Raw genomic sequence first — 23,857 nt, forward strand, 5'->3', positions numbered from 1 at the left:
TAACCTGCGAAGGCCTCGGGAGTACTCGCCCATCAGAACTAAAAAAGTTCTGCATAGTGATAACTCCCGAATGTCCGCACCTGTCCTCGCTGGTCCTCCCGAGACCGCGCATGTCAACATGAGGAGGCTCCCGATGCCTTACGACGACCGATCTCTCGATCTCGCCTTCGCCGCGCCGGGCGCGCCGCGCCTGAGCGTCGTGCTCGCCGCGGTGAGCGCCGACGCGGCGCTCTCGCCGCTCCGCCGGCGCGATCTCGTCAGCGCGGTGCGCCGCGTCGCCGCGGCGCTCGATCGCGCGCCGGCGGACATCCCCGCCGACCCGCTCTGGCTGCGCCCGCGCCTCGGCAAGATCGCCCCGGCCGCGCTCGGCCTGTCGCAAAAGACCTGGACCAATATCCTCAGCGACTTTCGCGCGGCGCTGGCCTCCGCCGGGGCGACCGCTGAAGGGCGCGGGCGACCGGCGGCCCTTCCGTCTGAATGGACGGCGCTCCGCGACGCCCTGACGCTGAAGCGCCATCGCATCGGCCTCAGCCGGTTCATGCGGTTCTGCGCCAATCTCGGCGTCGCGCCGGAGGCCGTTAACGACGAAGCTCTCGCCGGATTTCACGCCGCGCTCGAGCGGTCCGAACTCCGCAAGGATCCGGCGACGCTGGTCCGCGAAACCGCCACTTTCTGGAACCAGGCCGGCGAGACCGTTCCGGGCTGGCCAGTCGGACGTCTGACCGTCCCGGATCGCCGTAACCGCGTCGCCCTGTCGATGGAGACATTCCCGCCCTCCTTCCGCGCCGATGCCGACGCGTATCTGAAACGTCTCGCCGTCGCCGACCTGACCGACCCGGATGCGCCGCCGCGCGCGCTCGAGCCCGAGACCATCGCGTTCCGCCGCGGGCAGATCGCGCGCTTCGCTTCGGCGCTGGTCCATCGCGGCCGCGATCCGGAGACGATCGCCGGCCTCGCCGATCTCGTCGAGCCCGCCGCGGCGCGCGAGGGCCTGCGCTACTTTCTCGATCGCAACGGCGGCAAGCCTTCCGGCGCGATCCACAATCTCGCGGCGCTTCTGAAGAGCATCGCGAAGTGGGGGGTGCGGGCCGATCCGGCGGTGCTGGACGCGCTCGGGGATCTCGCCCGCCGGGTCGCGCCGCGGGCCGCCGGCATGACGCCGAAGAACCGCGACCGCCTGCATCAGTTCGACGACGAGGCGGCGATCGGCGAGCTCCTCGCCCTGCCCGACCGCCTCGTCGCCCGGGCCGGCAGGGCGCGGTCGGCGCGCGCCGCCGCGCTGGATGTCGAGATCGCGCTGGCGATCTCGATCCTGATCCACTGTCCGATGCGGATCGAGAATCTCCGCACCCTTTCGCTCGAACGTCACCTCTCGGGACGGGCCGGCGGGCCGCGCCGCATCGTCGTTCCCGCCGGAGAGGTCAAGAACGTCAAGGAGCTCGACTTCCCGCTGCCCGCCCGCGTCGTGAAGCTCCTCGATCTCTTTTTGCGCGACCATCGCAAGGTCCTGAACCCGGATTGCGGCGACCTCCTCTTCACCATGCGCCGCGCCGCCAAGCCAGTCGGCGGCGGTGTCCTGGGCCAGCGCATCTCGCGCGCCATCCGCCGCGAGACCGGGCTCGAGATCAATCCGCATCTCTTCCGCCACATCAGCGCAAAGATCTATCTCCGCGCCAATCCCGGCGCCTATGAGGTGGTGCGCCGGCTCCTCGGGCATTCGCTGACCTCGTCGACGATCGACGTCTACGCCGGCTTCGAGACCGACGCCGCGACGCGCGCCTACGCCGAGATCCTCGACCAGGCCTCCACCGCGCCGCTTCGGCGCCGCCGGAGGGCGAGGCGATGACGCGCGAGCGTCGCCGCCTGCGCGTCGCCGATTGGCCCGATGCTGATCGCGCGATGTGGGTGGAGCTCTTCCGGACGGGCGACATCCTCGACGGCGCCGGGCCGCTCGCGCATCTCCGCCCGGCGACCCGCGGCATTCACGAGACCGCCTACGCCTTCTGGCTCGGCTTCCTCCGCGACGCGGGCGTCGATCTCGCCGCCGAGGCGCCGGTCGAGCGGATGACCGACGTCCGACTTCTCGCCTACCTCACCGCCCTCGACGGGCTCTCGCTCGCCAGCAGGGCGCAGCGCGTCCACCGGCTCTATCTGACCCTCCGCGCCGCGGCGCCGAGGCGCGACTGGGCCCGGCTCAGGACCGCGGCGCTGCGTCTCCAACGCCTCGAATCCCGCGCCGGCGCGCGAAGGCTCCCGGCCGCGGAGGTCTCGGCCGCGACGCTCGTCCAGCTTGGCGCGGCGCTGGTCCGCGAGGCGCAGGATGACCCCGGCCTCGACCCGGTCGCCCGCGCCGTCCGCGCCCGCGACGGCGCGGCGATCCTGCTCCTCGCCTATTGCCCGCTCCGGATCGGCAACTTCGCGCGGCTGGAAAGCGGCCGCTCTCTGCTCGAGAGTGGCGACGGCTACGTCATCGTGATCGAGCCGGAAGCGGCCAAGGCAGGCCGGTCGATCACCATGTCTGTCGCCGCCCCCGCCGCCGCGGCGCTCCGTCTCTGGCTCGGCGATCATCGCCCCGTTCTGGCGAAGGCGGAGCGGAGCGGCGCCTTCGTCTGGCTCGCCAGAACCGGCGCGCCCTACGCCCCCTACAAGTTCAGCGAGAGGATCGCTGCGATCACCCGCCTGCGCCTCGGCGCCCCGATCTCCGCCCACCGCTTCCGCGCCTGCGCCGCGACCACCATCGCCGAGATCGCCCCCGATCAGGCGCGCATCATCCAACCGCTCCTCACCCACTCCACCGCAAAGGTCGCCGACAAGGCCTACAACCGCGCCGCAATGCGCACCGCAGTGGAGCGGTATGGCGAGGCGCTGGACGCCGTGCGGGCCGGAAGCAAGACTAAACGCTCTGGGTGAACTCACCCGCGTCGCGCTTCCCATCTGGACGCATTTGGTCGCGCTACGGATCAGCGTCGGGGCTGATTCCGGGTCAGGCCACTGCCGCCTCCTTGAAGAGAGTGTTCGTGCGCCGCATCGCGTGAAGGATAACCGCCAGTTTCCGGGCCAGCGCAACCTTGGCCTTTCGCGGTCCAGTGCGTTCCGCGATCACCTTTGCCCATGTTCGCGGGCGGGGTCCACCGAGGTTCCGACAGAAGATCGCATTCGCGGCTTCATACAGGCATCTCCAGCTGAAAGGCCCAACTCGTACTGACAGAGGCTCACCTGAGTGGCGCTGTCCTCCGGTCCGGGCCGGCTAAACGGCGGCGTATCCCGTCCCAATCGCTTCGACCGCGATCAGTTCCAGCCGCCGCTCCGCGAACGGGCTCCCGCCAACAGGGCGGGCTTGTAAATTTCTCGGTCCCGGCCGATCCTCCACAGATGCAAGAGCCTATTGAAAACACACCGAAAATAACGCCTGAGGCGATTGTCTCCGGCATCGGATTCTTCGATCGTTCAGATCTCTGCGCGCTGATCGCCATTCTGGACGAGGCGAACACTCTCACCATCGCGAAAGGCGCCGTTGAGGATATCGGGCGCCGCCTCCGGCTGATCGAATCCAATCGCGGCGCCGGGCTGCGCACCCGGGTCGACGATCTGGTTAAGTCGGACCTGCCGGACGCGGCCTTGCGTCACCGCTTATGGTACGGACTTTCGAAAGGGCTCGCGACCTCGGCGTCAACGCCGTTCTCGACCCGCTCCGGCCGAGCATCAGCGGCGTCGATGGCGGTCAGGGCGTCGGAGCGGCTTTCGCCGGCGCTTGTCCAGAGACGCCCACCCGACGCCCAGGAAAACATCGAAGGCGATGACCGCTCGGAGTTGGAGCGCCGCGCCGCCAGGCTCTGGGCCCGGACGCGTGAGAGCTTCGCGGGAGTGAAGCCGATGCCGTTTCCGCGACTGGTCGAAGAAGAATTCCTCGACTTCCTCGCCGATGGCCGGACCCTTGAGACTATCGCGCAGTCCGCCGAACCAGAAGCGGCGGAAGCGCTCAGACGGGCGCACGTCGCGGCGCAAGTGGCGCTGGCGACGGGCGGCGGCTGGGCCGCCTTCGCCGCGATCGTCGGCTCCTCAGGCTTCGCGCCCTACATCCTCGCCGCGCAGGCGAGCGCCTGGATCCCGCTCGTCAGCGGACCGGGGCTGGTGTCGCTCCTCGCTTTCGTCGTCAACCCTGTCACGCTCTTCGTCGGCTTCGGCGTTCTCGCCTGGTGGGGCGCGGCCCACTCCGCGAACGCCGTGAGAAGCCAGATGGCCGCGCGGCTCTGCGTGCTTCTGGCGATGCGCGGCGCGAGAGGCGCGGCGCGAGGCCTCGACATCTTCCTCGGCGACATGCGTCAGCTCGCCGACGCTCCGGAGACCCGTCTGGCGCATATGGACAGCGAGGACCTCCATTCCCACTGGCGCAAGGCGGCGTTCATCCGAACGCGGCGCTCACGGCCGATGCGGGCTCCGGCGGGCGAGCCCCCCGCCCCCTGGAACGCTCTGCCCGAATGGGCGTCCGCAAAGGCGGCCAAACCGAGCGCGACGGATCGGCTGAACTTCGCCGACGGGCTCGCGATCACGGCGCTTACAGCGGGCGAGATGCTCTGGCACGCCGCGGCCATCGACCGGAACGTGCTCATGGCGGCCGATTTCTCGCGCAGCGCCGATCTTGGCGACCCCCTGGCGTTCGCCGCCGCCGCCGGGAACTTCGCAGTGGAAGGCGCCGGCTACTCGCTTCGGGGATACACGGCCGAGCGGTTTGTCATGGACCGGTTGATCGCGGACGGCCACGACGTGGCGCTGGCGCAGGCGAGCAACACCCCCGGGCTCGACCTTCTGGTCGACGGCGCGCCGGTGCAGGTCAAATGCGGCGTGAGCCTGAGCCTCCTGCGCGAGCATTTCGCGAAATACCCCGGGATTCCCGTGATTGCCAATGAAGAACTGGTGGACGAGGCATCCCGGTGCGGGGCCAACTGGGCCGATCTTGTCGGCACGGTTCCTGGCTTCGACGTCGCCGCGATCGAAGGGGACGTCGCCAGCGCCCTCGCGCATGCGGCGGGCCTCGCCGGTCCGGACATTCTGTTTTTCGCGTTCTCGGCGGGCGCTGTTCGCGGCGGTGTCGAGGTCTGGCGCGGCGAGATCGCGTTTGACGACCTTCCCGCCTGGCTGGTGATCGACGGCGTCGCCAGAGGCATGCTCGGGCTTCTCGGCGGGCACGGCGGCGCGTGGATCGGGCTCGTCGCGATCGGACCTGCGGGCGCGCTGATCCTGGGCCCGATCGCCGCCTGCGCGGCGCTGTTGGGGGCGGGAGCCGTGCGCGAACGCGTCACCAAGGCCCTCATGCGGAATTGGCATCGCGAGTTGCTCGCGCTGGCTGAGACCCTCCATCGCGCCGTGACCGCCACACTCGAACGCCGGATCGAAGGCCTCGGGCGGCGTTGCAAGGAACTGAATAAGTTGGCGAAGGGGCAGAATGCGAAATTGCTCGACTGGATGCGCGACCGCGCCGACGACGATCTGATCGCCGCGATCGAAGCGCGCGCCGAAACCACTGAACCGCCAAGGACGGAGGCGCTGGCGCTGGAACTGGTCGTCGAAGCCGCGCGGCTCGCGCCCGGAGACGCAGAGGCACTGCGGGCTCGCAAATCCATCGAACGACATCTCGAGAATCGGCCGAAGCTCTCGGACGTCGCGTTCCCTGCGTGGCCGGCGGCGTCGCCGGAAGGAGACGCTTCGGCGAAAGCGACGCCGTCGTCGGAATGATCAATTGTACGCCAATGGGACTGGCGGGATCGGATTCGCGCCGGCGTCGCCGGTCTTTGCGTTCGGACTGCAGGCGAAAGCGCGCAACTGTGCAGCCTGCTTGACGCGCCTCCATGATATCGAATCAGCCTAAGTTGGAGGCGACTCTTCAATCCGCTGCCCCGTGAGGGGGCGACGGTAAACGCTGTATGCCCCGCCCGGCGGAACCAGTTTCAATCCGCGCCCCCGTGAGGGGGCGACTCGCGCCGTTGGAATAATTGCTGCGCAGCCGGGGGAGTTTCAATCCGCGCCCCCGTGAGGGGGCGACGAGACCGAACAGCCCGGTGTTGGTGGCGGTGATGTTTCAATCCGCGCCCCCGTGAGGGGGCGACCGTTGACCCGGGACTGCACCGAGCGGTAGGTCGGGTTTCAATCCGCGCCCCCGTGAGGGGGCGACGGCGGATCAGGGATATCAGGACCGCACATGTGCAGTTTCAATCCGCGCCCCCGTGAGGGGGCGACCCCGTGCCGTTCCGCGCCTCCGCCGTGCGCCTGACGTTTCAATCCGCGCCCCCGTGAGGGGGCGACCTTCCTCCGCCCCGGTCTTGGTGTCGAACGCGCCGTTTCAATCCGCGCCCCCGTGAGGGGGCGACAAGGTCCGCATCAGGTCACCTCAGCGTCTGGATGTTTCAATCCGCGCCCCCGTGAGGGGGCGACCCGAGCGTGTTGACCAGCGCGACGCCCTCGGAATCGTTTCAATCCGCGCCCCCGTGAGGGGGCGACGTGCTTTCCCGGCGCAGGACCGAGCCGACCCGACCGTTTCAATCCGCGCCCCCGTGAGGGGGCGACTTCACATCGACGTTTTCAGTTCGGCGGGCGCGGCGTTTCAATCCGCGCCCCCGTGAGGGGGCGACGTGAGCGTCATAAGGCGGCATCCTCCCGCTCGGGGGTTTCAATCCGCGCCCCCGTGAGGGGGCGACTTGAAGCGATCACGGAAAGTCGCCTCCACCATGTCGTTTCAATCCGCGCCCCCGTGAGGGGGCGACGCGACGACGCGCCAGACTTCGCGCCTCTTGCGGAGGTTTCAATCCGCGCCCCCGTGAGGGGGCGACCTCCGAGCCGCTGGCGAAGGTGATGGACAAAATAGGTTTCAATCCGCGCCCCCGTGAGGGGGCGACTGGTCGACGCCTATCTCCGCTCCCGCGATCTGGATGTTTCAATCCGCGCCCCCGTGAGGGGGCGACGCGGCGCGTGGGGCGGGCGCGGCTCGGGCAAGTCGTTTCAATCCGCGCCCCCGTGAGGGGGCGACCGCCCATTGGCGGGCTGTTGACGCCATCGCAGCCGTTTCAATCCGCGCCCCCGTGAGGGGGCGACGACAACGCCGTTCGCTGCGTCCTGAATGACGGCGGTGTTTCAATCCGCGCCCCCGTGAGGGGGCGACTCGCGAATGCCCGCCGCGATGTTCGGGGTCACTGGTTTCAATCCGCGCCCCCGTGAGGGGGCGACATCTACTGCTTCTCAGATCACGCCTACGGCAAATTGTTTCAATCCGCGCCCCCGTGAGGGGGCGACCCGCGGCGCCCGGCGGGACGCTGCGCGAGATCAGGTTTCAATCCGCGCCCCCGTGAGGGGGCGACTGTATCGAAATAGGCCCTTGAGAACGCTGGCGAAAGTCATGATCGACTGCGAAACTGCAAGAATGGCGGCGCAGAGCCATAAGCGATGGCGTTCAGGCAGAGATTTCTACCAACGATGTCAAAGAGCTAACGATTCTGCGAACCCGCCAAGGAAACGTCAACCGCTTCCGGTTCGCATCAGAAGATCAATGGACCGTCATAGTCAATCGCGGGTTTTGCGCCGAGATGCTCCACACGCCGCTTCCAGTTCGTTCCAAGCATGTAGAAACGAAGGGAGTCCACTTTCGGGTCTATTTCCGTCATCAATCGATGCTTCAGAAGCGCCCACTGCGCCGGGTTCAGATCACATTCGAAGACCGAGTACTGCACGCGCTGACCATAGTCGACACAGGCGCGAGCGACCCGTCGGAGGCGGCGGGCGCCGCCCGGAGTGTCAGTCTTTACATCATAGGTCACAAGAACAAGCATTTCACCTCCACACATAGGCGGGATAGCCATCGAGGTCGCCACGCAGGTGACGGGCAAGAAGCTGCGCCTGAAGATGAGGCAAGAGGCCGATTTCAACGTCCTCGTGGAGGAATGGATGTTTCACTCGCACGCGCTTTCGTTCTTGCCAAGTGGTTAGAACCGTCCGCCGACCATCGTCCGTCAGAAACACCCCGCCGGCGCCGTCTTCGCGAAAGTCCGCCACCGCCAGTTGCCGCCGATTGAGTAAGGTAAGGCAAAGGCGATCGGCCAATGGCGCGCGGAACTCTTCCATCAGATCGAGCGCAAGAGAAGGGCGGCCCGGCCGGTCGCGATGCAGGAACCCCATCTGCGGATCGAGGCCGACTCCCTCCGCCGCCGCCCGGCAGTCCTGAACGAGGAGCGAATACAGAAAAGAGAGCACGGCGTTCGGCCTGCTCTTCGGGGGTCGACGCGAACGGCCGACGAAAGCCATCTCCGGCGCTCGGATCAGATGGTCGAAAACGCCGAAATAGGCGTTGGCGCCCTCCCCTTCCAAGCCACGGAGCTTGTCGAGATCCGGCGCGTCCAGAGCCTTGCGGGCGGTGTCCGACAGCCGGCGCTCGGCGTCTTCGACCGCCGTATCGGCGACGGTGTCGTCGCCCGCATGGTCCCGCAGGTGGCGCCGAAGGACGCCACGTTGATTGGCCGATTTCGCCGCAACGACGGCGCGCGCCACGGCGAGCGGCGCATCGCGGGTCGCTTCATGCTGCGCTCGGCGGAGGAGCACGTTGCCGCCTTGCGGGCCCTCCACCCGGGCGAGGAATCGGCCGGATCGGCTCATCAAGCTGATCGCGACTGCCTCCTCCGCACAAAAGCCGATCAGCGCCGGAGAAAGGCCGATCGCGCCGAATGTCACGATCGAGCCGAGCAGATGGACCGGCGCCCGCCCCCGCTCCGCGCCGTCCATCTCGACCACAACATTCGCGCCCTCCTTGCGCAGCCAGGCACCGTCGGTTGTCACATAGAGGGTGTTAAGCAATTTTTTCATTCGGGCGCGCCAGCTCGGGCGACGGCGCGCCGCAGCCAGCCGTCGACCGCTGGCGGAGCGGAGAGTCGCTCGGGCCTGCAAAGTGGTTTCAGCGAGCAGGCGCGACACCGGGCCGCCTCGAATACGGGCGCTGGAACGCGGCCCGCGCTCAACACGGCGCGGGCCTCCTCGATCACGGAAACGGTTAACTGGCGAAGGCTTTCATCAATCGCGACCGGCGTGCGGCGGCGACGCTCCCCATAGAAAAGCGCGCCCTCGAGAACCGGACGTCCAAACGCCTCTTCGAGGCAGAGCGCCTGAGCGCAGAGCTGAACCTCATCCGCGCGATGCGCCTTCGGGCGGCCACGCTTGTACTCGACCGGGAATGGCCCAACGTGGTGCAGTTCGACGATGTCCGCGACGCCATGGAGGCCGTACGTTTCCGACAAGAGCTCGACGGCCCGAAGAATGAGTGCGCCGCCGTGTCGGTCAGACGCGCCGCCATCGGCGCGTTCGTGGAGAATCCGACCCTCCGCCGTCAGGCGGTTCTCGGCCCAGAGCCGCTCGACATGGATCAGCGCGCATTGGCGCGGACAGAACAGCCAATGCTGCAGCGCCGAAATCGGCAGCGAGAGCCGCTCAGAACCGCTCAACCAACTCGACGCCGGCTGGCAGCCCCTCCCGATCCGCCTCGATCACATAGTCCCGGAATGCACGAGCGGGCTGCAGGTTGTGGAGCCGTTTGTCTCCGATCGCGACGGTCTCGTCCTCGATTCGGCGCGCAACGCTGATCCGCTCGAAAAGCCGATGCGCCTGCGCCGAACCGAGCGCGCTCTCGTGACGAAAGAGAAAGAGCTTGCGCGCAGCCATCTCGCCGCGCGCTGCGGAGCGGTCGAACTCGAACATGTTCTCAAGGGCCCTCCATAGGAGTTCGAGATCGTCCTCGGAGAAGCCGGTCTTCTCTGCGAGCTTGGCGTTGACGAAGCCATGGACGCGGTAGAGGCTGTAGGGCACGATGTGCTTGCGACCCATCGTCCGCTCCTTCTCGAGATCCTTCTTGTTGGTCACGGATGAGCGGGTGATCGAGATCTCAAGCGGCATGATCGCCTCCGCCGAGCGGGCGAAGGCGAGCTGGATCGGACCCCGCACCTGGCCGGCGTTCACTTCGGTCGTCATCACGGCGCCGAATGCGCGGATGTCGAAGTAATTTGCGCACATCCACTCGGTGATACGCCGGCCATCTTGCTCCTTGGGAAGCTTCTTCGCTACCGGGGTCAGGCCGACCGCTTCGTAGGCTTTCGCATGAGTCTGGTTCAGCACCGTTCGTTCGGTCATATAGATGCCGTGGCCTGGCTCACCCTCTTTCACCATCGCCACGTAGTTTCGGATCTTCCGTTTCAGCGCGACGTCGCTGACAAGTCCCTGGCTCGTCTCGGGGTCCATCCGCGGCAGGTTGCCGGCATCCGGATCGCCATTCGGGTTGCCGTCGGCGACATCGAAGAAGAGCACAAAATCGTAACGATTAGCGACGGCATTCATTCTTCCACTCCTTCGAAGACGGCATCCGCCTTCGGCGCGCGCCAGGCGGATTGATGGTAATAGCCCGCGATGAAGCGCCCCTGCGCCTCCAGCGTCAGCGAGCGCGGCAGGTCTGGTTCGAGCCCGGACCAGATCTCCTCGATCTCGCGCTCATTCCAGCCAGCAATCCTTTCGGAAATATCTTTTCTTATTTTCGAAAGATGATGGATAGAAGTTCTGATAATAATTGGAAATACTCGCGCGGGCGTTGACGATGCAGCAGCGAAGTAGCGATCCTTTATGCTAGTCGCGAGGCGTTGCTTCCTTTGTCCATCTGAATCGCGTTCCAGTGCGTCACGTTGCACTTTTTCCAGCAATGCGAAGAGGCGTCCGAGCCTATACGCTTGGTCGGCATTATCTCTCTTGAGGCTCATCGGGACTACTTCCTCTCCCTGTATGCCGTTTACGACCGCTTTGCAGATCGCTGCCCGACGTCCGTTGATCTCACCGTCTGCACGCACACGGGTAACTACCGCCGACAGAAGTGTCCGTGGCAGCGGTGCGCCGGTCAGCACAGCACGCATCAACGCCCCGCCGAGTAGCGGCGGAATGGATTTTTCATCTATTTTCTTCTTCCCGGTGTCTGGGTCTTTGTACACACGCGCCGTCTCATAGAGCAGCGACCAAGCAGCCGGCGGCCCCTTCCAGGGCGCCGGCTCTATCCGCAGCGCCTCCCAGAACTCGAGCACATGGCGCGCGAAGTCGCCGAGCGTGCCGGGGCGCCAGAAGCGTACCGAAAGCCGCGCCGCGTTCGGCGCGAGGCCGAGGACGAAGACCCGCGTCTCCGGCCCGTAACTCGCGCCCGGAGCTCTGCGCCCGGCGGCGAAGTTGTCGAGATCGGCCCGAAGCTTCGCCAACGCGTCTTCACCCGTCTCGGGCTGCGGATCGACCGCGCCGAAGAGCATGTCCTCGGCCGATTGCGCCGCCGCCCGCGGGCCCTCGGCCCAGAAAACAGCGGTCGCGTCACCGAGCTGAAATCGACGCCTATGCGCCGCGCCTCGATCTAGGAGCGTGTTGAGCGCGGTCCCATAGGCGAAAGCGGCGGCTTCGGAAACCGGCGCGTTCTCGCCCTTAATCTTTCCGAAACTACTGGACGCGCCGATCGGTTTATCGGAACCAATATTGAACGAGACCAGCCTGTGACCTCCCCCAGGCGGAGGGTTTTTCGCAGCGACCCCCTTTATCACCGGATGGAGGCGCGCGAGCGGACCACTGACGCCAGTAACAAGGCATGGAGCCTCCTCACCACTGCTTTCCTCAAGGAGAGCGCGCGCCGCTGAGCGCTCATGCAGTGGCGCAGGGCCAACCGGATCGTCCACCCAGCGGAAGACGATATTAGCATCGAGCGCCTCCGCGTCCCAATCCAGTTCGGCGAACCGGTCCGGCGTCCATCGTTCAAGGAAGGCGCGTAGTGCGGCGAGACCCGGATCAGCCGCGCCTTCGAGAAGCGCGAGATGGGCGGCGCGGAAGGCGGCGTGCTCTTCAAGCGTCCGCTTTCCTTGCCCAGGCGAGAATTGACCGTCGATCTCAACCGCTGTCACTCCGAGCGCATATGCCGTCTTGTCCCAGAAAATGTTAGGCTTGATGCCTGCAGTTCGGATCACCGCCGCAGGCACATTCATCATCCGCCCCGGCCGCTTCGGATCCTGCCGGGCGAGAGGACTGAGCGCGACCGGTGTTCCGTCGGAGCGGATCAACAGCTCATAACCGATCCTCTCACGCGAAAACCCCCGGCGCGGCGCCTCGCCGGCTTCGGCGAGCCGGTCGTAGAGCGTGGCAAGTTCGGTCAGAATTGTCACGCGCGCAGCCCCTCTCCGCGGACGCGCACGAGGTCGATCACGCCGCCCTCCATCCGCGCCCGGAAGAAAAGCGGCGCCCGCCGGTTGGCGTAATCGATATCGTAGAGCATCCAGCCAAGATCCCGGTCGCTTTCCAGTAGCGTCGAGGGCGGCGGTGTCTTGACCAATTCGAACCAGGCGGGAAATTCGCGGACGCCGAGGCAGGGGCGATGAAAGCATTGGCCTGTAGTGGCGCGGCGACGGAACATCTCTGAATGTTTGGCGGGCGTGTCCCCGCCCGCCTCCGCCGTCATCTCGAAATGCGCCTCGATCAGGTAGGAGACGTCGCGAAGCGCCAGCGTCGCCCGCTGCTGACGATTTTCGTCAACGACAAGATGCAGGCCGGTGAGATCGCCGGCGTTCATCGCGCTCTGCGCCGTGCGCGCGGAAATCTTGGAGCCAACTTCATTGCGCCGGATGGTCTCGAACCGGATCGGCTTCAACACATGGATGCGGTCGATCACCCAGCGGATCGCCGGTTTCCAGTGGATCGCTTCGAATATTCCCCGCGCTGCGGAGGGCGTGATTACGTCATAGGAGACGCGCTCGACCTTCATTTCCGGACGGGTGAAACAGGCGTGATCGCCCCAGATGTGAAGTTGAAAGGACATGGCCCCCGCCGAATGTGAGACTCAAAAGAGCAGCAACAAAACAGTTCACAATATGAAACGTCCTGCGAACAGGCGCCGTCAACCAATATTTCGATAGAGCCTTTCTACATGATCGAAATTCCCAGATCGTCGATCCGGTCCAGCTTCAATCCCTGCGCGTCATCATAGGCGTTCCGATTGGCCAGGACCACGAACTGATCGCCGAACGCCTCCGCCCGGACCACTTCGGCCGCGCCCGAGGCGATCAGCCCGCGGCGCGCCCGTCGCGAGATGTTGACCGCATAGGATTGCAGCGCGTGCGCAATCCCGCCGGCGCCCTCCGCGTAACGGAGAACGCGCATCGCGTCGTCAGGCGCGCCCCAGCGCCCGCCCTCGACGATAATCGGGAGCGTTTCGTCCTCGATCATCCGGAACGCCGCGGCGACGTCGGCGAAAGGGAGGTCGGCTGCGCTTCTGTGCGCTGCGAGAACGCCGCGCCCATATCCGCCGACCTCGCGGTCGTCGAGGCCCGCTTCCCCATGTTTGTAATAGAGTTCCCGAAAATAGGCCGCCACCGTCGCCGGCGACAGCGGGTCCGCCGCCGCTTCGACGATCCGTCGCCCGGTCTCCGCTTCGAGCTTCAGATCGTAGGGCGCCGGGAAGTCGCCAGACGGGGCGAACAGCACCAGGCGCCCTCCGCGCGGCCCGAGATTTCCCTCCCGGTTGCACCGTCCGGCGGCCTGCGCCATCCGGTCGACCCCCGCGTAGGCCCGGAAGACAACTGGAAAATCAAAGTCCACGCCTGCTTCGACGAGCGATGTGGAGATCAGACGCACCGGATCGCCAGCCGTCAGCTTCTCCCGCACCTCAGCCAGCACATGCCGGCGGTGCGCGGCGGTCATGAAGGTCGAAAGGTGCGTCGCGCCTTCAACGCGGCCGAAGAGCGCCTGAGCGTGGCGACGATTGTCTACGATCGCCAGCGCCTGACGCTCCGCGCATATGCGCGCTGCCAGTTCATCATCGTTCATAGGGCCGGCGCATTCGACGCTAACGCGCGCAAGCCTGCCTGCGAGCGCGGCCGGGTCTGGCGCAAGCTCCCGCACCCCAGTCAGAGCCTCTGACGCTGCGAAGCCATCTTTGGGGCGCACCGCGGGTTGCGTCGCAGTACAGAGGATCAGCGTGGCCCCGTAGCCCTCCGCGAGTTCCCTAATCGCACGGAGGCAGGGACGAAGAAGCCCAAGCGGCAGCGCCTGCGCCTCGTCGAGGATGATGACGGAGCGCGCGACGCGGTGAAGCTTGCGGCAGGGGCCGGGCCGGTTAGCGAAAAGGCTCTCGAAAAGTCGGACAGCCGTGGTCACCACGACCGGCGTGTCCCAGGTCTCAGCGGCGAGACGCAGACGATCTTCCTCGTCACGATCGTCGACCTCGTCCCAGTCGAAGGCGGAATGATGCTCAAGCACGGCTTCGTCAGCATCCAGCGCCGCCCGAAACACCGCCGCCGTCTGCTCGATGATCGCCGTGAACGGGGCGACGTAGATCACCCGCCGCAGGCCATGCGCGCGGGCGTGATCCAGTGCAAACGCGAGGGAGGTCAGCGTCTTGCCCCCGCCCGTTGGGATCGAGAGGGAAAAGAGCCCCGGAGGCTCCATCGCCCGCCCCCGCACGATTGCGAGCAGGTCGCGCCGGACGCGGTTCACGTCCGAGTCCCTACTCTGCAGCCCTGAGAGGAACCGGTCGAGCGATGCTCCCAACCGGTCGAGGGAGGCTGACTGCGTAGCCGCGCCTTCGCCGTAGAACCGCGCCGTCTCTCCGCGGTCGGCGTCGACCAGAGCGGAGAACAACATACGTGTGAAGAAGGCGAGCGAAAATGGGTCATTCGACTTGCGAAGCGGCGACGGCGCCTTCCGCGCAATAGCCGGAAGGACGAGACCCTCGGGGAGCATCAGCGGCTCGGCTAGTTTCAAGCGTTCGTCAAGTGGGGTCGTCGGGCGCGCCTCGCTGCGCAGCACGCCATTCGAAAGGCCCGCATGGTGGCCGGCGATGCAATGAGCGAGCATGCGACCGATAACATTTTGCATCGCCTCGCAGGCGTAGCGCGCGCCTTCGCCGCTATGCGGCTCCGCTATCGGGTCGCCTGCCAGGCGGCGTTGAAACCGAGGCTTCGCCTTGCCGAGATCGTGTAGCGCTCCCGCATATCTGGCGATTTCCGCACCGTCGAACACTTCCGCATAAGATGCCGCCCTGCTGGCGACCGCTTCCAGGTGAACGCACAACGGCTCCCATTCAGCCTTCGGCCCGGACGTTGTGTGAGCGTAGAGCAAGGGGACGCTTTCCTTCTGAGGCGCCATGACGTGAACGGCGTTCAACGCCCGCTGGAGGCGCCGAGGTTCATGGTGCGAAATGTGACGCAAAACTCAACTGCAACCGGACAGTCCGCTTGACGAAAAACCTCGCTGAACGTAAGTGTCCTGAGTGTGCGGGTGTAGCTCAATGGTAGAGCTTTTGCTTCCCAAGCAAGTGACGAGGGTTCGATTCCCTTCACCCGCTCCAACCCCCTCTGAAAACTGCATATTCCCTGCAGACGCGCCGGGAGATTGTCGCTAATCGCTTGTTTTTAAAAACCCACCTGCAAATTCCCTGCAAGCTACCCAAGCTTACGACAAGGGTTCGATTCCCTTCACCCGCTCCAACCCCATCCGAAAACTGCATACTCCCTGCAGATGCGTTGGACGATTGCCGCTAGTCGCTTTGAACCGCCCCGGGTTTACCGGAGAGTTTGTGGTTCGATAATTAGGTTACTTTTTCGTCAGCGTCCAAGCTGGCATAGAAGGCCTCCTCTGCTTCTTGCGGCGTGATGTAGTCAATGGCGCTGTGCAAGCGGGTGTTGTTACATTAGTCGCACCATTTGAGGGTTTCTGTGTCAATCGGCATTCAATCGTGACCCCTCATCGGCGTCCAATTCGGAGGCGCAGATGCGCCGGATCGCGCCGTATTTCCCGTTGTCGCACGGGGTGCCGAGAGTTGATGATCGCCAGATCGTCAGCGGCATCATCTTCGTGATCAGGAATAGCCTGCGGTGGCGAGACGCCCCTGGCGAGTACGGGCCGCACAAGACGATCTGCAACCGCTTCGTCCGTTGGAGCAGGCTGGGTGTGTTCAACAGGATCTTCGCAGGCCTGGCGGCGAAGGGCGGCGAGCCGGATCAGTTGATGATCGACGCGACCCACCTGAAAGCTCACCGCACGGCGGCCAGCCTGCTCAAGAAGGGGCTGTTCCCAGACGTATCGGACGGACCAAAGGCGGCCTGAACTCCAAGCTGCATGCCGTCTGCGATGGCAAAGGCCGACCGCTGGTCATGCTGCTCAGCGAAGGCCAGACGAGCGACTTCAAGGGTGCGGCCCTGATGATAGCCGCCGTCCGCAAAGATGCGCCGAAGCCAGGGCCAGCGTTGTCGGATCGTGGCCAGCACGAGTGGGGCGCCGTCGCGGTCCTGCACGCCCGCGCCGTGAACGATGAGGCCGACCATCAGACCGATCGTATCGACCACGATGTGGCGCTTGCGGCCTTTGACCTTCTTGTCGGCATCGTAGCCGCAAACCCCTCCCGCCTCTGTCGTTTTCACGCTTTGACTATCAATCACGCCCGCCGTGGGCGACGCTTCTCGACCCTCCAGCTCCCGCGCCGCCATCACCAGCGAATTGTTGATCGCGACCCACAAGCCCTCGTCACGCCAGTGATAGAAGTAGCGCTGGACGGTCGAAAGCGGCGGAAACTCCGTTGGCAGATAGCGCCAGGGGCAGCCTGTCGAGGCGATGTAGAGGATCGCGTTCATCACCTCGCGCAGGTCGGTCGTGCGCGGGCGGCCCAGACCGCGCCGATCAGGCATGAACGGGCTGATCAACGTCCATTCCCGATCCTTCAGGTCGCTTGCATAGCGCCGCGAGCGTCGCGCATATTCCACACGGGCGATATCATTCCAGGGCATCTTGCCTCCGTCAGTCGTTGCAATCCGACGTGAATCACAACCCTCTGATACCGCTCAACTCATTTCGGGGCTGGCTCTAAGAAGCAGGCCCGCTCGATCAAATACCAGATGACCATCGCCAAACTGCCCCTGGCCAAGGAACTGGAAGAGTTTGACTTCGAGGCGACCGAGATCAACGAGACCCTGGTCCGCGACCTGGCCACCGGAGACTTCCTCGACCATCAGCGCAATCTCGTCCTGATCGGCGGCACCGGAACCGGCAAGACCCATCTCGCCGTCAGCATTGCCTGCGCCTGCATTCGCGCCGGACGACGGGGCCGGTTCTTCAATGTCGTCGATCTGGTGAACAAACCGGACGCCGAGGCCCGCGCAGAAAGGCAGGGGCGCACTGCCGACCTGATCTCCCGCCTCGACTTCCTGATCCTGGATGAACTCGGCTATTTGCCCTTCGCCCAGACCGGCGGCCAGCTCCTGTTCCACCTCATCAGCAAGCTTTACGAGCGGACATCGATCATCGTCACGACAAACCTCGCATTCGGCGAATGGCCGACCGTCTTCGGCGAGGCCAAGATGACCACGGCGCTCCTGGGCCGTCTCACGCACCACTGCGAGATCGTCGAAACCGGCAACGAAAGCTGGCGCTTAAAGAACTGAGCATAGCCCAAACGGGCCCACCGCTGGCCCGCCGCCGCTCCGTTACAAGAGGACTACGCGGCGCCGGGCCAGCTCAGCTCCGGAGGGGGCGATATTGGGCGCCGATGAGGGCTCACGATTGAATACTGATTGACAGGCTGGACATCGCCGAGGGCCTACGCCTCAACGAAGGCGGAGCGGGAATCACCGCCCAGCGGCCCCGGCCGCGTGTCGCCCCGAACGTGCTCAAGCGCTCGCCAGCGGCTCACGCTCGCCGCGCTGACGCCGTCGCGGGCGGCGGCCTAGGTGCTGTTACTGGCTCCGACGGCGGCAGCCTGCAGGGTCCGGGTGCGAAGATCGAGGGAGAGGCTTTCGACATATCCACGGGCCTCAGTCCCCGGCAGACGTCCTGACGCAGACCAAACCTCCGAACGAAAGCCCCTGCGAGTCAATCAGTTAAGATTCCGCTCTACGGCGCGCCCGCGCCGGCGCTGTCAGTCGATAACCCGGATCGGGTTTCCTTCGGCGAACGCGCGGATACCCTCGACCATCTGGCCGTAGAACAACCGGAAATTCGCTTCGGTCACATAGCCGAGATGCGGCGAGATCTGGATATTCGGCTCCGCGCGATAGGGATGTTCGAACGGCAGCGGCTCCTCGTCGAAGACGTCGAGACAGGCGCCGGCGATGTGGCCCGCACGGACGGCGTCGAGGAGCGCGCCCTCCTGCACGATCGGGCCGCGCGAAGTGTTCACGAGGATTGCGCCGGGCCGCATCAGTGCGAGCGCCTCCGCGCCCACGAGGCCGCGCGTACGCTGAGAGAGCTGGAGATGGATCGAGAGGAAGTCGGAAGCCCGGAACAAGTCTGTCTTCGATACATGGCCGACGCCCAGTTCCGCGCAGCGCTCCGTGGTGAGGTTCTCGCTCCAGGCGATGACGTTCATCTGGAACGCGGCGGCGATGCGCGCGACCCGCGCGCCGAGACGGCCGAGCCCGAGAACGCCCAGCGTCTTGCCGCTGAGATCCAGCCCGATCGTCTCCGGCCGGACGGCGCCGGCCTTCAGCCGCGCGTTCTCATGGCCAACCTTTCGGGCAAATTCGAGCATATGGGCGAAGACCAGCTCAGCCGTGGGGTGCGCGGCCGAGTCGGTGCCGCACACAGTCACCCCCCGCGCATTCGCCGCAGCAACGTCGATCGCCGCATTGCGCGCGCCGGAGGTGACGATCAGCCTGAGCTTCGGCAGCGCCTCGATAATTTCTGCGGTGAAGGGCGTGCGCTCGCGCATCAGGCAGACGATCTCGAAATCCGCCAGGGCGGCGGCGATTTCCACAGCGCCGCCGATCGGCGCGTTGAACACCGTGATCTCCACCTCCCCCGCCAGCGCCCCCCAGTCCGCCATCGAGAGGGCGACATGCTGATAATCGTCGAGAATCGCGCAACGCATCGGGTCCGTCTCCTTCGTGTCGCCGCCCTACACTGATATTCTCGCAACCTATAACTCCGGCCAAAGTGAAATCAGATAGGACGGATGTCGGCCGACAGGCTCACACAGGAATAGCTCGAAGCCCGTGAAGCCAGGCCACGAACGCGTCGACGCTTGGCGTTCGGTTCGACTTATGAGGTATGGCGAGGAAGTATCCGTAATTTTCAAGCTCGACGTCTGACAAGCGGAACAACGTGCCTTCGTCGATCTCCCGGGCCACCAAAGCGTCGTTCAAGGCGACGCCCTGACCATCAATCACGGCCTGCACCCGGACGTTCGGATCCGGAATGATCAAAGTGTCCATGCGGGTTTGCGGCGACAACCCTGCGGCACGAAACCAGTCGGACCAAGCGTTGCTGCCGTCATGATCGCGCAACAGGGTGAACCCTGAGAAAGCGGCTTCCAGCCCCATTCCCTGAACACGCTCCGCAGCTTCGGCATTGCCGGTCGGCGAGGCGGGGACCGCCATGAAAGGCTCGATTTCTACATCGTCCCATTGGCCATCGCCCCAGCGGATCGCCAGATCGACCCCTTGGCGCGCAAGGTCAAACAGCTGCGTCAATGGCTGGATCCGCAACTGTATTTGCGGATGCGCCTGCATGAAGGTCATCAAGCGCGGCGAAAGCCAGCGCGAGGCGAAATAGCTGGACATTCCCACCGTCAGCGTTTGTGGGTGAGGTTCGCGGAAGGTGGCTATCTCCTCTTCGATGGCGTGAAAATGCGGGCGCGCCTTGGTCAGCAGATTCTGCCCCGCCGCGGTCAACACCACGCCGCGCGGATTACGTTCAAAGACGGCGACACCCAGATCCGTCTCAAGCGTCTTGATCTGATAGCTGACGGCGCCCTTGGTCATGTTCAGCGCCCGGGCCGCCTCTGTCAGGCTTCCATGCTGCGCGGCCTCGACAAAAAGGCGCAAGGTATCGAGGTGTTTGAAGGGAATAGCCATGAGTCGAGTATAAATTCCTTGAACGCTGCGTATAGAAAAAATCGATTGGATTGTGAAGCGTCAGCTTCAAGATCCACCCACAATGCACAGTTTGCGAGGGCCCGGGTTGGAAAATCTGGACATTTCAGTTCAGCCTCGTTCGCGCTGCGCCTCGCGGCGCGGACGGGCCGCGAGGCAATCGGTCGACACACCGGTCATTGCGCCACGCTCGCGCAAAATTCCCGCATACGCCTTGCTGCCGGATGACGTACTGGCGGCGATTGAGGATCAGGCTGACTGGATTCTCGCGACGATAGGCGTAGAATTTCGCGGTGACCAAACCGCGCTCGACCTTTTCGCGGCGGCGGGGGCGGTGGTCGAAGGCGAGCGGGTCAGATTTGCGCCCGGCCTGGCGCGGCGACTGTGCGCCACCGCCCCGGCCGAGTTCAAGCTGCACGCCCGCGATCCGGCGAACACTGTCACGCTGGGCGGTGACAATATTGTTCTGATGCCCGGCTATGGATCCCCCTTTGTCAGCGATCTGGAACGGGGTCGTCGTTATTCCACGCTCGAAGATTTCCAGAACTTCGTGAAGCTGGCCTACAGCAGCCCCTGGCTGCACCACTCTGGCGGCACAGTCTGCGAGCCGACGGATATTCCGGTCAACAAACGGCATCTGGATATGGTGCTGGCGCATCTGACGCTGTCCAGCAAACCGTTCATGGGGGGCGTCACCTCGCCCTCACGCGCGCAAGACAGCATCGACATGGCCCGTATCGTCTTCGGCGCGGCGTTCATGAAGAATAACGCGGTCATGCAAGGCAACATCAACGCCAACTCTCCGCTGATCTATGATGAGGCGATGTCGGGCGCGTTGCGGGTTTATGCGGCGGCGAACCAATGCGTTTGCGTGTCACCTGCGATCTTCGCCGGGGCGATGGGGCCGCTGCCGCCCGCCGCCGTGGCCGCACAAACGCTGGCAGAGGGCATGGTCGGAATCGCGCTGGCGCAACTGGTGCGACCCGGCTGCCCGGTGGTCTTTGGCAGCTTTCATTCCACGATGAACCTGAAATCCGGTGCGCTGACCTTTGGTTCGCCCGAGGCCAATCTGGTGACGATGGCGCTGTCGCAACTGGGGCGACGGCTTGGGCTGCCGGTGCGATCGGGCGGCGGGCAGATCACCGCCTCGAACGCTGCGGATGGTCAGGCGATGCAGGACAGCACCGGCGCGATGTGGTCGACACTGCTGTCGGGCGCCCATCAGGTCTGGCATGCGGCCGGCTGGCTTGAGGGCGGGTTGGTGATGTCTTACGAGAAATTCATCATGGATCTGGACCATTGCGGCGCGATGCTGACCTTGCTGCAAGGCTTTGGCGCCGATGCCGAAACCTTGGGCCGCGAAGCCTATCTTGAAACCGGCCCGGGGCAGAATTTTCTGTCGACCCAGCACACCCTGCGCCACTACGCCACCGCGAATTATCAGCCCGAAATCCGCGAAGCGGGCCCTTATGAAACATGGGTCGAAAAGGGCTCTCCGACCCTGGATCAGCGCGCGGAACCACGCTGGAAACAGATGCTGACGGCCTATCGGCCCCCGCCGATAGACCCTGCAATCCTCGCCGCGCTGCAAGACTTCGTCGCGGCGCGCAAATCCTCAATGCCGGACGAATGGTACTGAAGTGACCTGCCGTTTCGCGAACAACTGTGGAGACCTCAGATGACCGCACCGCTCAGCCGCACCTCGGCGCTTGCCTCTCGTCATACTGCCCTTGGCTCCGATCTTGAGGACTGGAATGGCATGGGCACGGCGTGGAGTTACGCTACCGACCCCGATGCCGAACATGACGCGGTGCGCGAACGGGCCGGCATGTTTGACATGTCGCCGCTGAAGAAGGTCTTCGTGCGCGGGCCGGACGCCGCCGCCACGCTGGACCATCTGACCACGCGCGACATCAGCAAGATCGCCTCCGGGTCGGCGGCCTATCTCTGCGTGCTGACCGACGCGGGAGGGATGGCGGACGATGCGATCGTTTCCAACAATGGTGGCGATGAATGGATGATCGTGCATGGCTCGGGCGACACGATGAACACCGATCTGGGCTCGAAGTTCACATCTTTCGTCTGAACCGGCCGGAGGAAACGCATCGGCGCCCGGATCTCGAGGGACGGCAAGGAACGCCGCCTCGACAACATCTTCATCGAGCGCCTTTGACGGCCCCCGAATTACGAGTGGGTCTATCTGCACGTCTGGGCGACCGGCTCGCAGGCCAATGCCAGCGGCGGTCGATGGATCGCCTTCTACAATCACCGGCAGCCCCTCGCCGCCCATGATGGACAGCCGCCCGCCATGGTCTGCTTCACCTGGGTCGAAACTGACAAGCAGGGGCGGAGGGTAGCATGAATCGCGTCGAAAGCTGTCCGAGGATCAGTGAGTAGTTCAGTCGCTGGCGTTGCAGATCACAGCGAAGGCCTTCATGTTAGGTCCAGATAATCCGCCCCTCGTCGATATCGCGTCGAACTGAGAAGCGTACTGGCGCGGATCGCTCTAATCGAAGAGGGCGTTTTCGCACCAAAACGGATGGCGCAATGAACATCGGCGATTGGACAGAGCGGTTTCAGGGAACCAGATCGTTGCCGCGCGCAGTGCGGGATCGGCTGCTGAAGGTGGCGAAGGCGCGGCGCTATTCCAAGGGTGATGAGGTGTTCGGCCCCCATAATGTGCCGGACAGCCTGCTGTTTCTGTTCGAAGGGACGATCCGGGTCTCTCAAACTTCGGGGAATGGGCGGGACATCGTGCTTTATCGCGTCGACGCGGGTGAAAGCTGCGTCCTGACCACCGCCTGCATGTTGGCGGAAGAGGCCTATAACGCGGAGGGCGTGGCGGAGACGAGAATCATCGCCATCTTGCTGCCGAAGCTTGAGTTCGACTGCCTTGTCGCTGAAGAACCCGCATTTCGCAGTTTCGTCTTCGCAGCCTATTCACGGCGTCTGATCGATCTTCTGCGCGTGGTCGACGATGTCGCCTTCGGACGGATCGACGTGCGTCTCGCTGACCGACTTCTGACCCTCGCTGGCGGTGACAAGGAGATCGCCGCTACCCACGCGCAGATCGCGAGCGAACTTGGGACGGCGCGCGAAGTCATCTCGCGTGTTCTGCACGACTTTCAGAAACGCGGGTTCGTCGCCCAATCTCGCGGACGTATAGCCGTGATCGACAAGCCAGCCCTGCGCGCGCTGGCCGAAAGCGACTGACGATCGCAGGGAAACATCCTTGATAGGTGACAATGTCACTGAAGCTGCGATCCAAGACTCCTATCTAGTGATGAGCTTTCAAGTCGGGAGAACATCATGACGCCGAATGTCGGAACCATCGACCGCATCCTGCGCGCCGTCGTCGGCGCACTCTTGCTCTACCTCGCCTTCTTCAGTGGCCTTCCGCTATTCGCCGCGCCGCTCATCGCGTACGGAGCGGCCGCGATCGCAGTCATCCTGCTGGCGACCTCGGTGCTAAGAGTGTGCCCGCTCTATTCCATCTTCGGCTTCAAGACTTGCCACGTGGCCTGAGATGGAGACCGCTTTTACTCCTATCGGCTCGCTTGGCGGCGGCCTCCTCGTCGGTCTCGGCGCCGTGCTTCTCATGCTCGGGCTGGGGCGGATATTCGGCGCGACCGGCGTTCTCTCCGGTGTCGTCTTCGTCGAGGATCGGGCGGAGATGCGGTGGCGGCTCGCGCTGATCGCGGGAATGATTCTCGCGCCGGGCCTGATCTTCCTCATCACCGGTGCGATGCCGACGCTCTCGCTGCCCGTCAGCCCGGCGATGGTCGTGATCGGCGGTGTCATCGTCGGGCTTGGCGCCAGCCTCGGGTCCGGCTGCACGTCGGGGCACGGGGTGTGCGGGCTCTCGCGCCTGTCCGTCCGCTCGCTCGTGGCTGTGCCCACCTTCATGGCGACCGCCGCGATCACGGTCTTCCTGATCCGTCACGTTTTCGGAGGCTGAAGCG

General features: G+C 64.9%; 17 protein-coding genes, 1 tRNA gene, 3 pseudogenes and 1 CRISPR repeat array. Of the genes and pseudogenes, 11 read left to right on the plus strand and 10 right to left on the minus strand.

The window, feature by feature from the left end; all coding sequences use genetic code 11:
* The first annotated feature begins 133 nt into the window (after window positions 1-133).
* From G5B40_RS15185 to G5B40_RS15195, 3 genes are all read left to right on the plus strand, one after another.
* A complete protein-coding gene (locus tag G5B40_RS15185; RefSeq protein ID WP_165100197.1) occupies window positions 134-1,846 on the plus strand; it encodes a site-specific integrase in 1,713 nt (570 codons plus the stop codon).
* A complete protein-coding gene (locus tag G5B40_RS15190) occupies window positions 1,843-2,910 on the plus strand; it encodes a tyrosine-type recombinase/integrase (protein ID WP_165100200.1) in 1,068 nt (355 codons plus the stop codon). Before G5B40_RS15185 ends, G5B40_RS15190 begins: the two co-directional genes overlap by 4 nt.
* Window positions 2,911-3,372: 462 nt before the next feature.
* Window positions 3,373-5,733, plus strand: coding sequence for a hypothetical protein (locus G5B40_RS15195; protein WP_165100203.1), 2,361 nt, complete (start codon window positions 3,373-3,375; stop codon window positions 5,731-5,733).
* 145 nt (window positions 5,734-5,878) lie between these two features.
* Window positions 5,879-7,349: direct repeats of the CRISPR family, unit length 31 nt; unit sequence GTTTCAATCCGCGCCCCCGTGAGGGGGCGAC.
* Window positions 7,350-7,526: 177 nt separating this feature from the next.
* On the opposite strand, the gene cas2 is transcribed toward G5B40_RS15195, so the two are convergent.
* The 7 genes from cas2 to G5B40_RS15230 all read right to left on the minus strand — a co-directional run bounded on the left by cas2 (window position 7,527) and on the right by G5B40_RS15230 (window position 15,150).
* Complete coding sequence (gene cas2, locus G5B40_RS15200) at window positions 7,527-7,817, minus strand: CRISPR-associated endonuclease Cas2 (RefSeq protein ID WP_165100206.1); 291 nt, start codon at window positions 7,815-7,817, stop codon at window positions 7,527-7,529.
* Between the two features lies 1 nt (window position 7,818).
* Complete coding sequence (cas1c, locus tag G5B40_RS15205; RefSeq protein ID WP_165100209.1) at window positions 7,819-8,844, minus strand: type I-C CRISPR-associated endonuclease Cas1c; 1,026 nt, start codon at window positions 8,842-8,844, stop codon at window positions 7,819-7,821.
* Entirely contained in the window at window positions 8,841-9,476 is a 636-nt protein-coding gene (gene cas4 / locus G5B40_RS15210) for a CRISPR-associated protein Cas4 (protein ID WP_165100211.1), read from the minus strand. Before cas4 ends, cas1c begins: the two co-directional genes overlap by 4 nt.
* Window positions 9,463-10,362 (minus strand): type I-C CRISPR-associated protein Cas7/Csd2, encoded by a 900-nt coding sequence (cas7c, locus tag G5B40_RS15215; protein WP_165100214.1) that lies wholly within the window; start codon window positions 10,360-10,362, stop codon window positions 9,463-9,465. Before cas7c ends, cas4 begins: the two co-directional genes overlap by 14 nt.
* On the minus strand, window positions 10,359-12,200 hold the full coding sequence (cas8c, locus tag G5B40_RS15220; RefSeq protein WP_165100218.1) for a type I-C CRISPR-associated protein Cas8c/Csd1: 1,842 nt from the start codon (window positions 12,198-12,200) through the stop codon (window positions 10,359-10,361). Before cas8c ends, cas7c begins: the two co-directional genes overlap by 4 nt.
* Entirely contained in the window at window positions 12,197-12,850 is a 654-nt protein-coding gene (gene cas5c / locus G5B40_RS15225; protein WP_165100221.1) for a type I-C CRISPR-associated protein Cas5c, read from the minus strand. Before cas5c ends, cas8c begins: the two co-directional genes overlap by 4 nt.
* Window positions 12,851-12,954: 104 nt before the next feature.
* Entirely contained in the window at window positions 12,955-15,150 is a 2,196-nt protein-coding gene (locus G5B40_RS15230) for a CRISPR-associated endonuclease Cas3'' (RefSeq protein ID WP_165100223.1), read from the minus strand.
* A gap of 155 nt (window positions 15,151-15,305) precedes the next feature.
* Here G5B40_RS15230 and G5B40_RS15235 point away from each other — a divergent pair.
* Window positions 15,306-15,379: transfer RNA gene (locus G5B40_RS15235), tRNA-Gly, on the plus strand.
* Between the two features lie 422 nt (window positions 15,380-15,801).
* Window positions 15,802-16,292 (plus strand): annotated as a pseudogene (locus G5B40_RS15240) (IS5 family transposase); the annotation flags it as partial.
* Here the strand turns inward: G5B40_RS15240 and G5B40_RS15245 are convergent.
* Window positions 16,236-16,814 (minus strand): annotated as a pseudogene (locus G5B40_RS15245) (IS5 family transposase); the annotation flags it as partial. The pseudogenes G5B40_RS15240 and G5B40_RS15245 sit on opposite strands and share 57 nt — an antisense overlap.
* A gap of 75 nt (window positions 16,815-16,889) precedes the next feature.
* Between G5B40_RS15245 and istB the strand changes: the two are divergent.
* Window positions 16,890-17,468, plus strand: a pseudogene (gene istB / locus G5B40_RS15250) (IS21-like element helper ATPase IstB); the annotation flags it as partial.
* A 473-nt stretch (window positions 17,469-17,941) separates the two neighbouring features.
* Here the strand turns inward: istB and G5B40_RS15255 are convergent.
* Complete coding sequence (locus G5B40_RS15255; RefSeq protein ID WP_165100229.1) at window positions 17,942-18,892, minus strand: D-2-hydroxyacid dehydrogenase family protein; 951 nt, start codon at window positions 18,890-18,892, stop codon at window positions 17,942-17,944.
* A gap of 100 nt (window positions 18,893-18,992) precedes the next feature.
* Entirely contained in the window at window positions 18,993-19,877 is an 885-nt protein-coding gene (locus tag G5B40_RS15260; RefSeq protein ID WP_165100231.1) for a LysR substrate-binding domain-containing protein, read from the minus strand.
* A gap of 106 nt (window positions 19,878-19,983) precedes the next feature.
* On the opposite strand from G5B40_RS15260, the gene G5B40_RS15265 reads away from it, so the two are divergent.
* The 5 genes from G5B40_RS15265 to G5B40_RS15285 all read left to right on the plus strand — a co-directional run bounded on the left by G5B40_RS15265 (window position 19,984) and on the right by G5B40_RS15285 (window position 23,853).
* Window positions 19,984-21,534 carry a trimethylamine methyltransferase family protein gene (locus G5B40_RS15265; RefSeq protein WP_246209561.1) on the plus strand — a complete coding sequence of 517 codons (1,551 nt, stop codon included), beginning with the start codon at window positions 19,984-19,986 and terminating at the stop codon, window positions 21,532-21,534.
* Between the two features lie 39 nt (window positions 21,535-21,573).
* Window positions 21,574-21,981, plus strand: coding sequence for a hypothetical protein (locus G5B40_RS15270; protein WP_246209563.1), 408 nt, complete (start codon window positions 21,574-21,576; stop codon window positions 21,979-21,981).
* A 461-nt stretch (window positions 21,982-22,442) separates the two neighbouring features.
* The gene (locus G5B40_RS15275; RefSeq protein WP_165100237.1) at window positions 22,443-23,108 is read left to right on the plus strand and encodes a Crp/Fnr family transcriptional regulator; all 666 of its coding nucleotides are present in this window, start codon (window positions 22,443-22,445) and stop codon (window positions 23,106-23,108) included.
* A 96-nt stretch (window positions 23,109-23,204) separates the two neighbouring features.
* A complete protein-coding gene (locus G5B40_RS15280) occupies window positions 23,205-23,420 on the plus strand; it encodes a YgaP family membrane protein (RefSeq protein WP_165100240.1) in 216 nt (71 codons plus the stop codon).
* A gap of 1 nt (window position 23,421) precedes the next feature.
* Window positions 23,422-23,853 carry a YeeE/YedE family protein gene (locus tag G5B40_RS15285; protein WP_165100243.1) on the plus strand — a complete coding sequence of 144 codons (432 nt, stop codon included), beginning with the start codon at window positions 23,422-23,424 and terminating at the stop codon, window positions 23,851-23,853.
* The last annotated feature ends 4 nt before the right edge of the window (window positions 23,854-23,857 follow it).

The organism is Pikeienuella piscinae, assembly GCF_011044155.1.
GTDB classification, from domain to species: Bacteria; Pseudomonadota; Alphaproteobacteria; order Rhodobacterales; family Rhodobacteraceae; genus Pikeienuella; species Pikeienuella piscinae.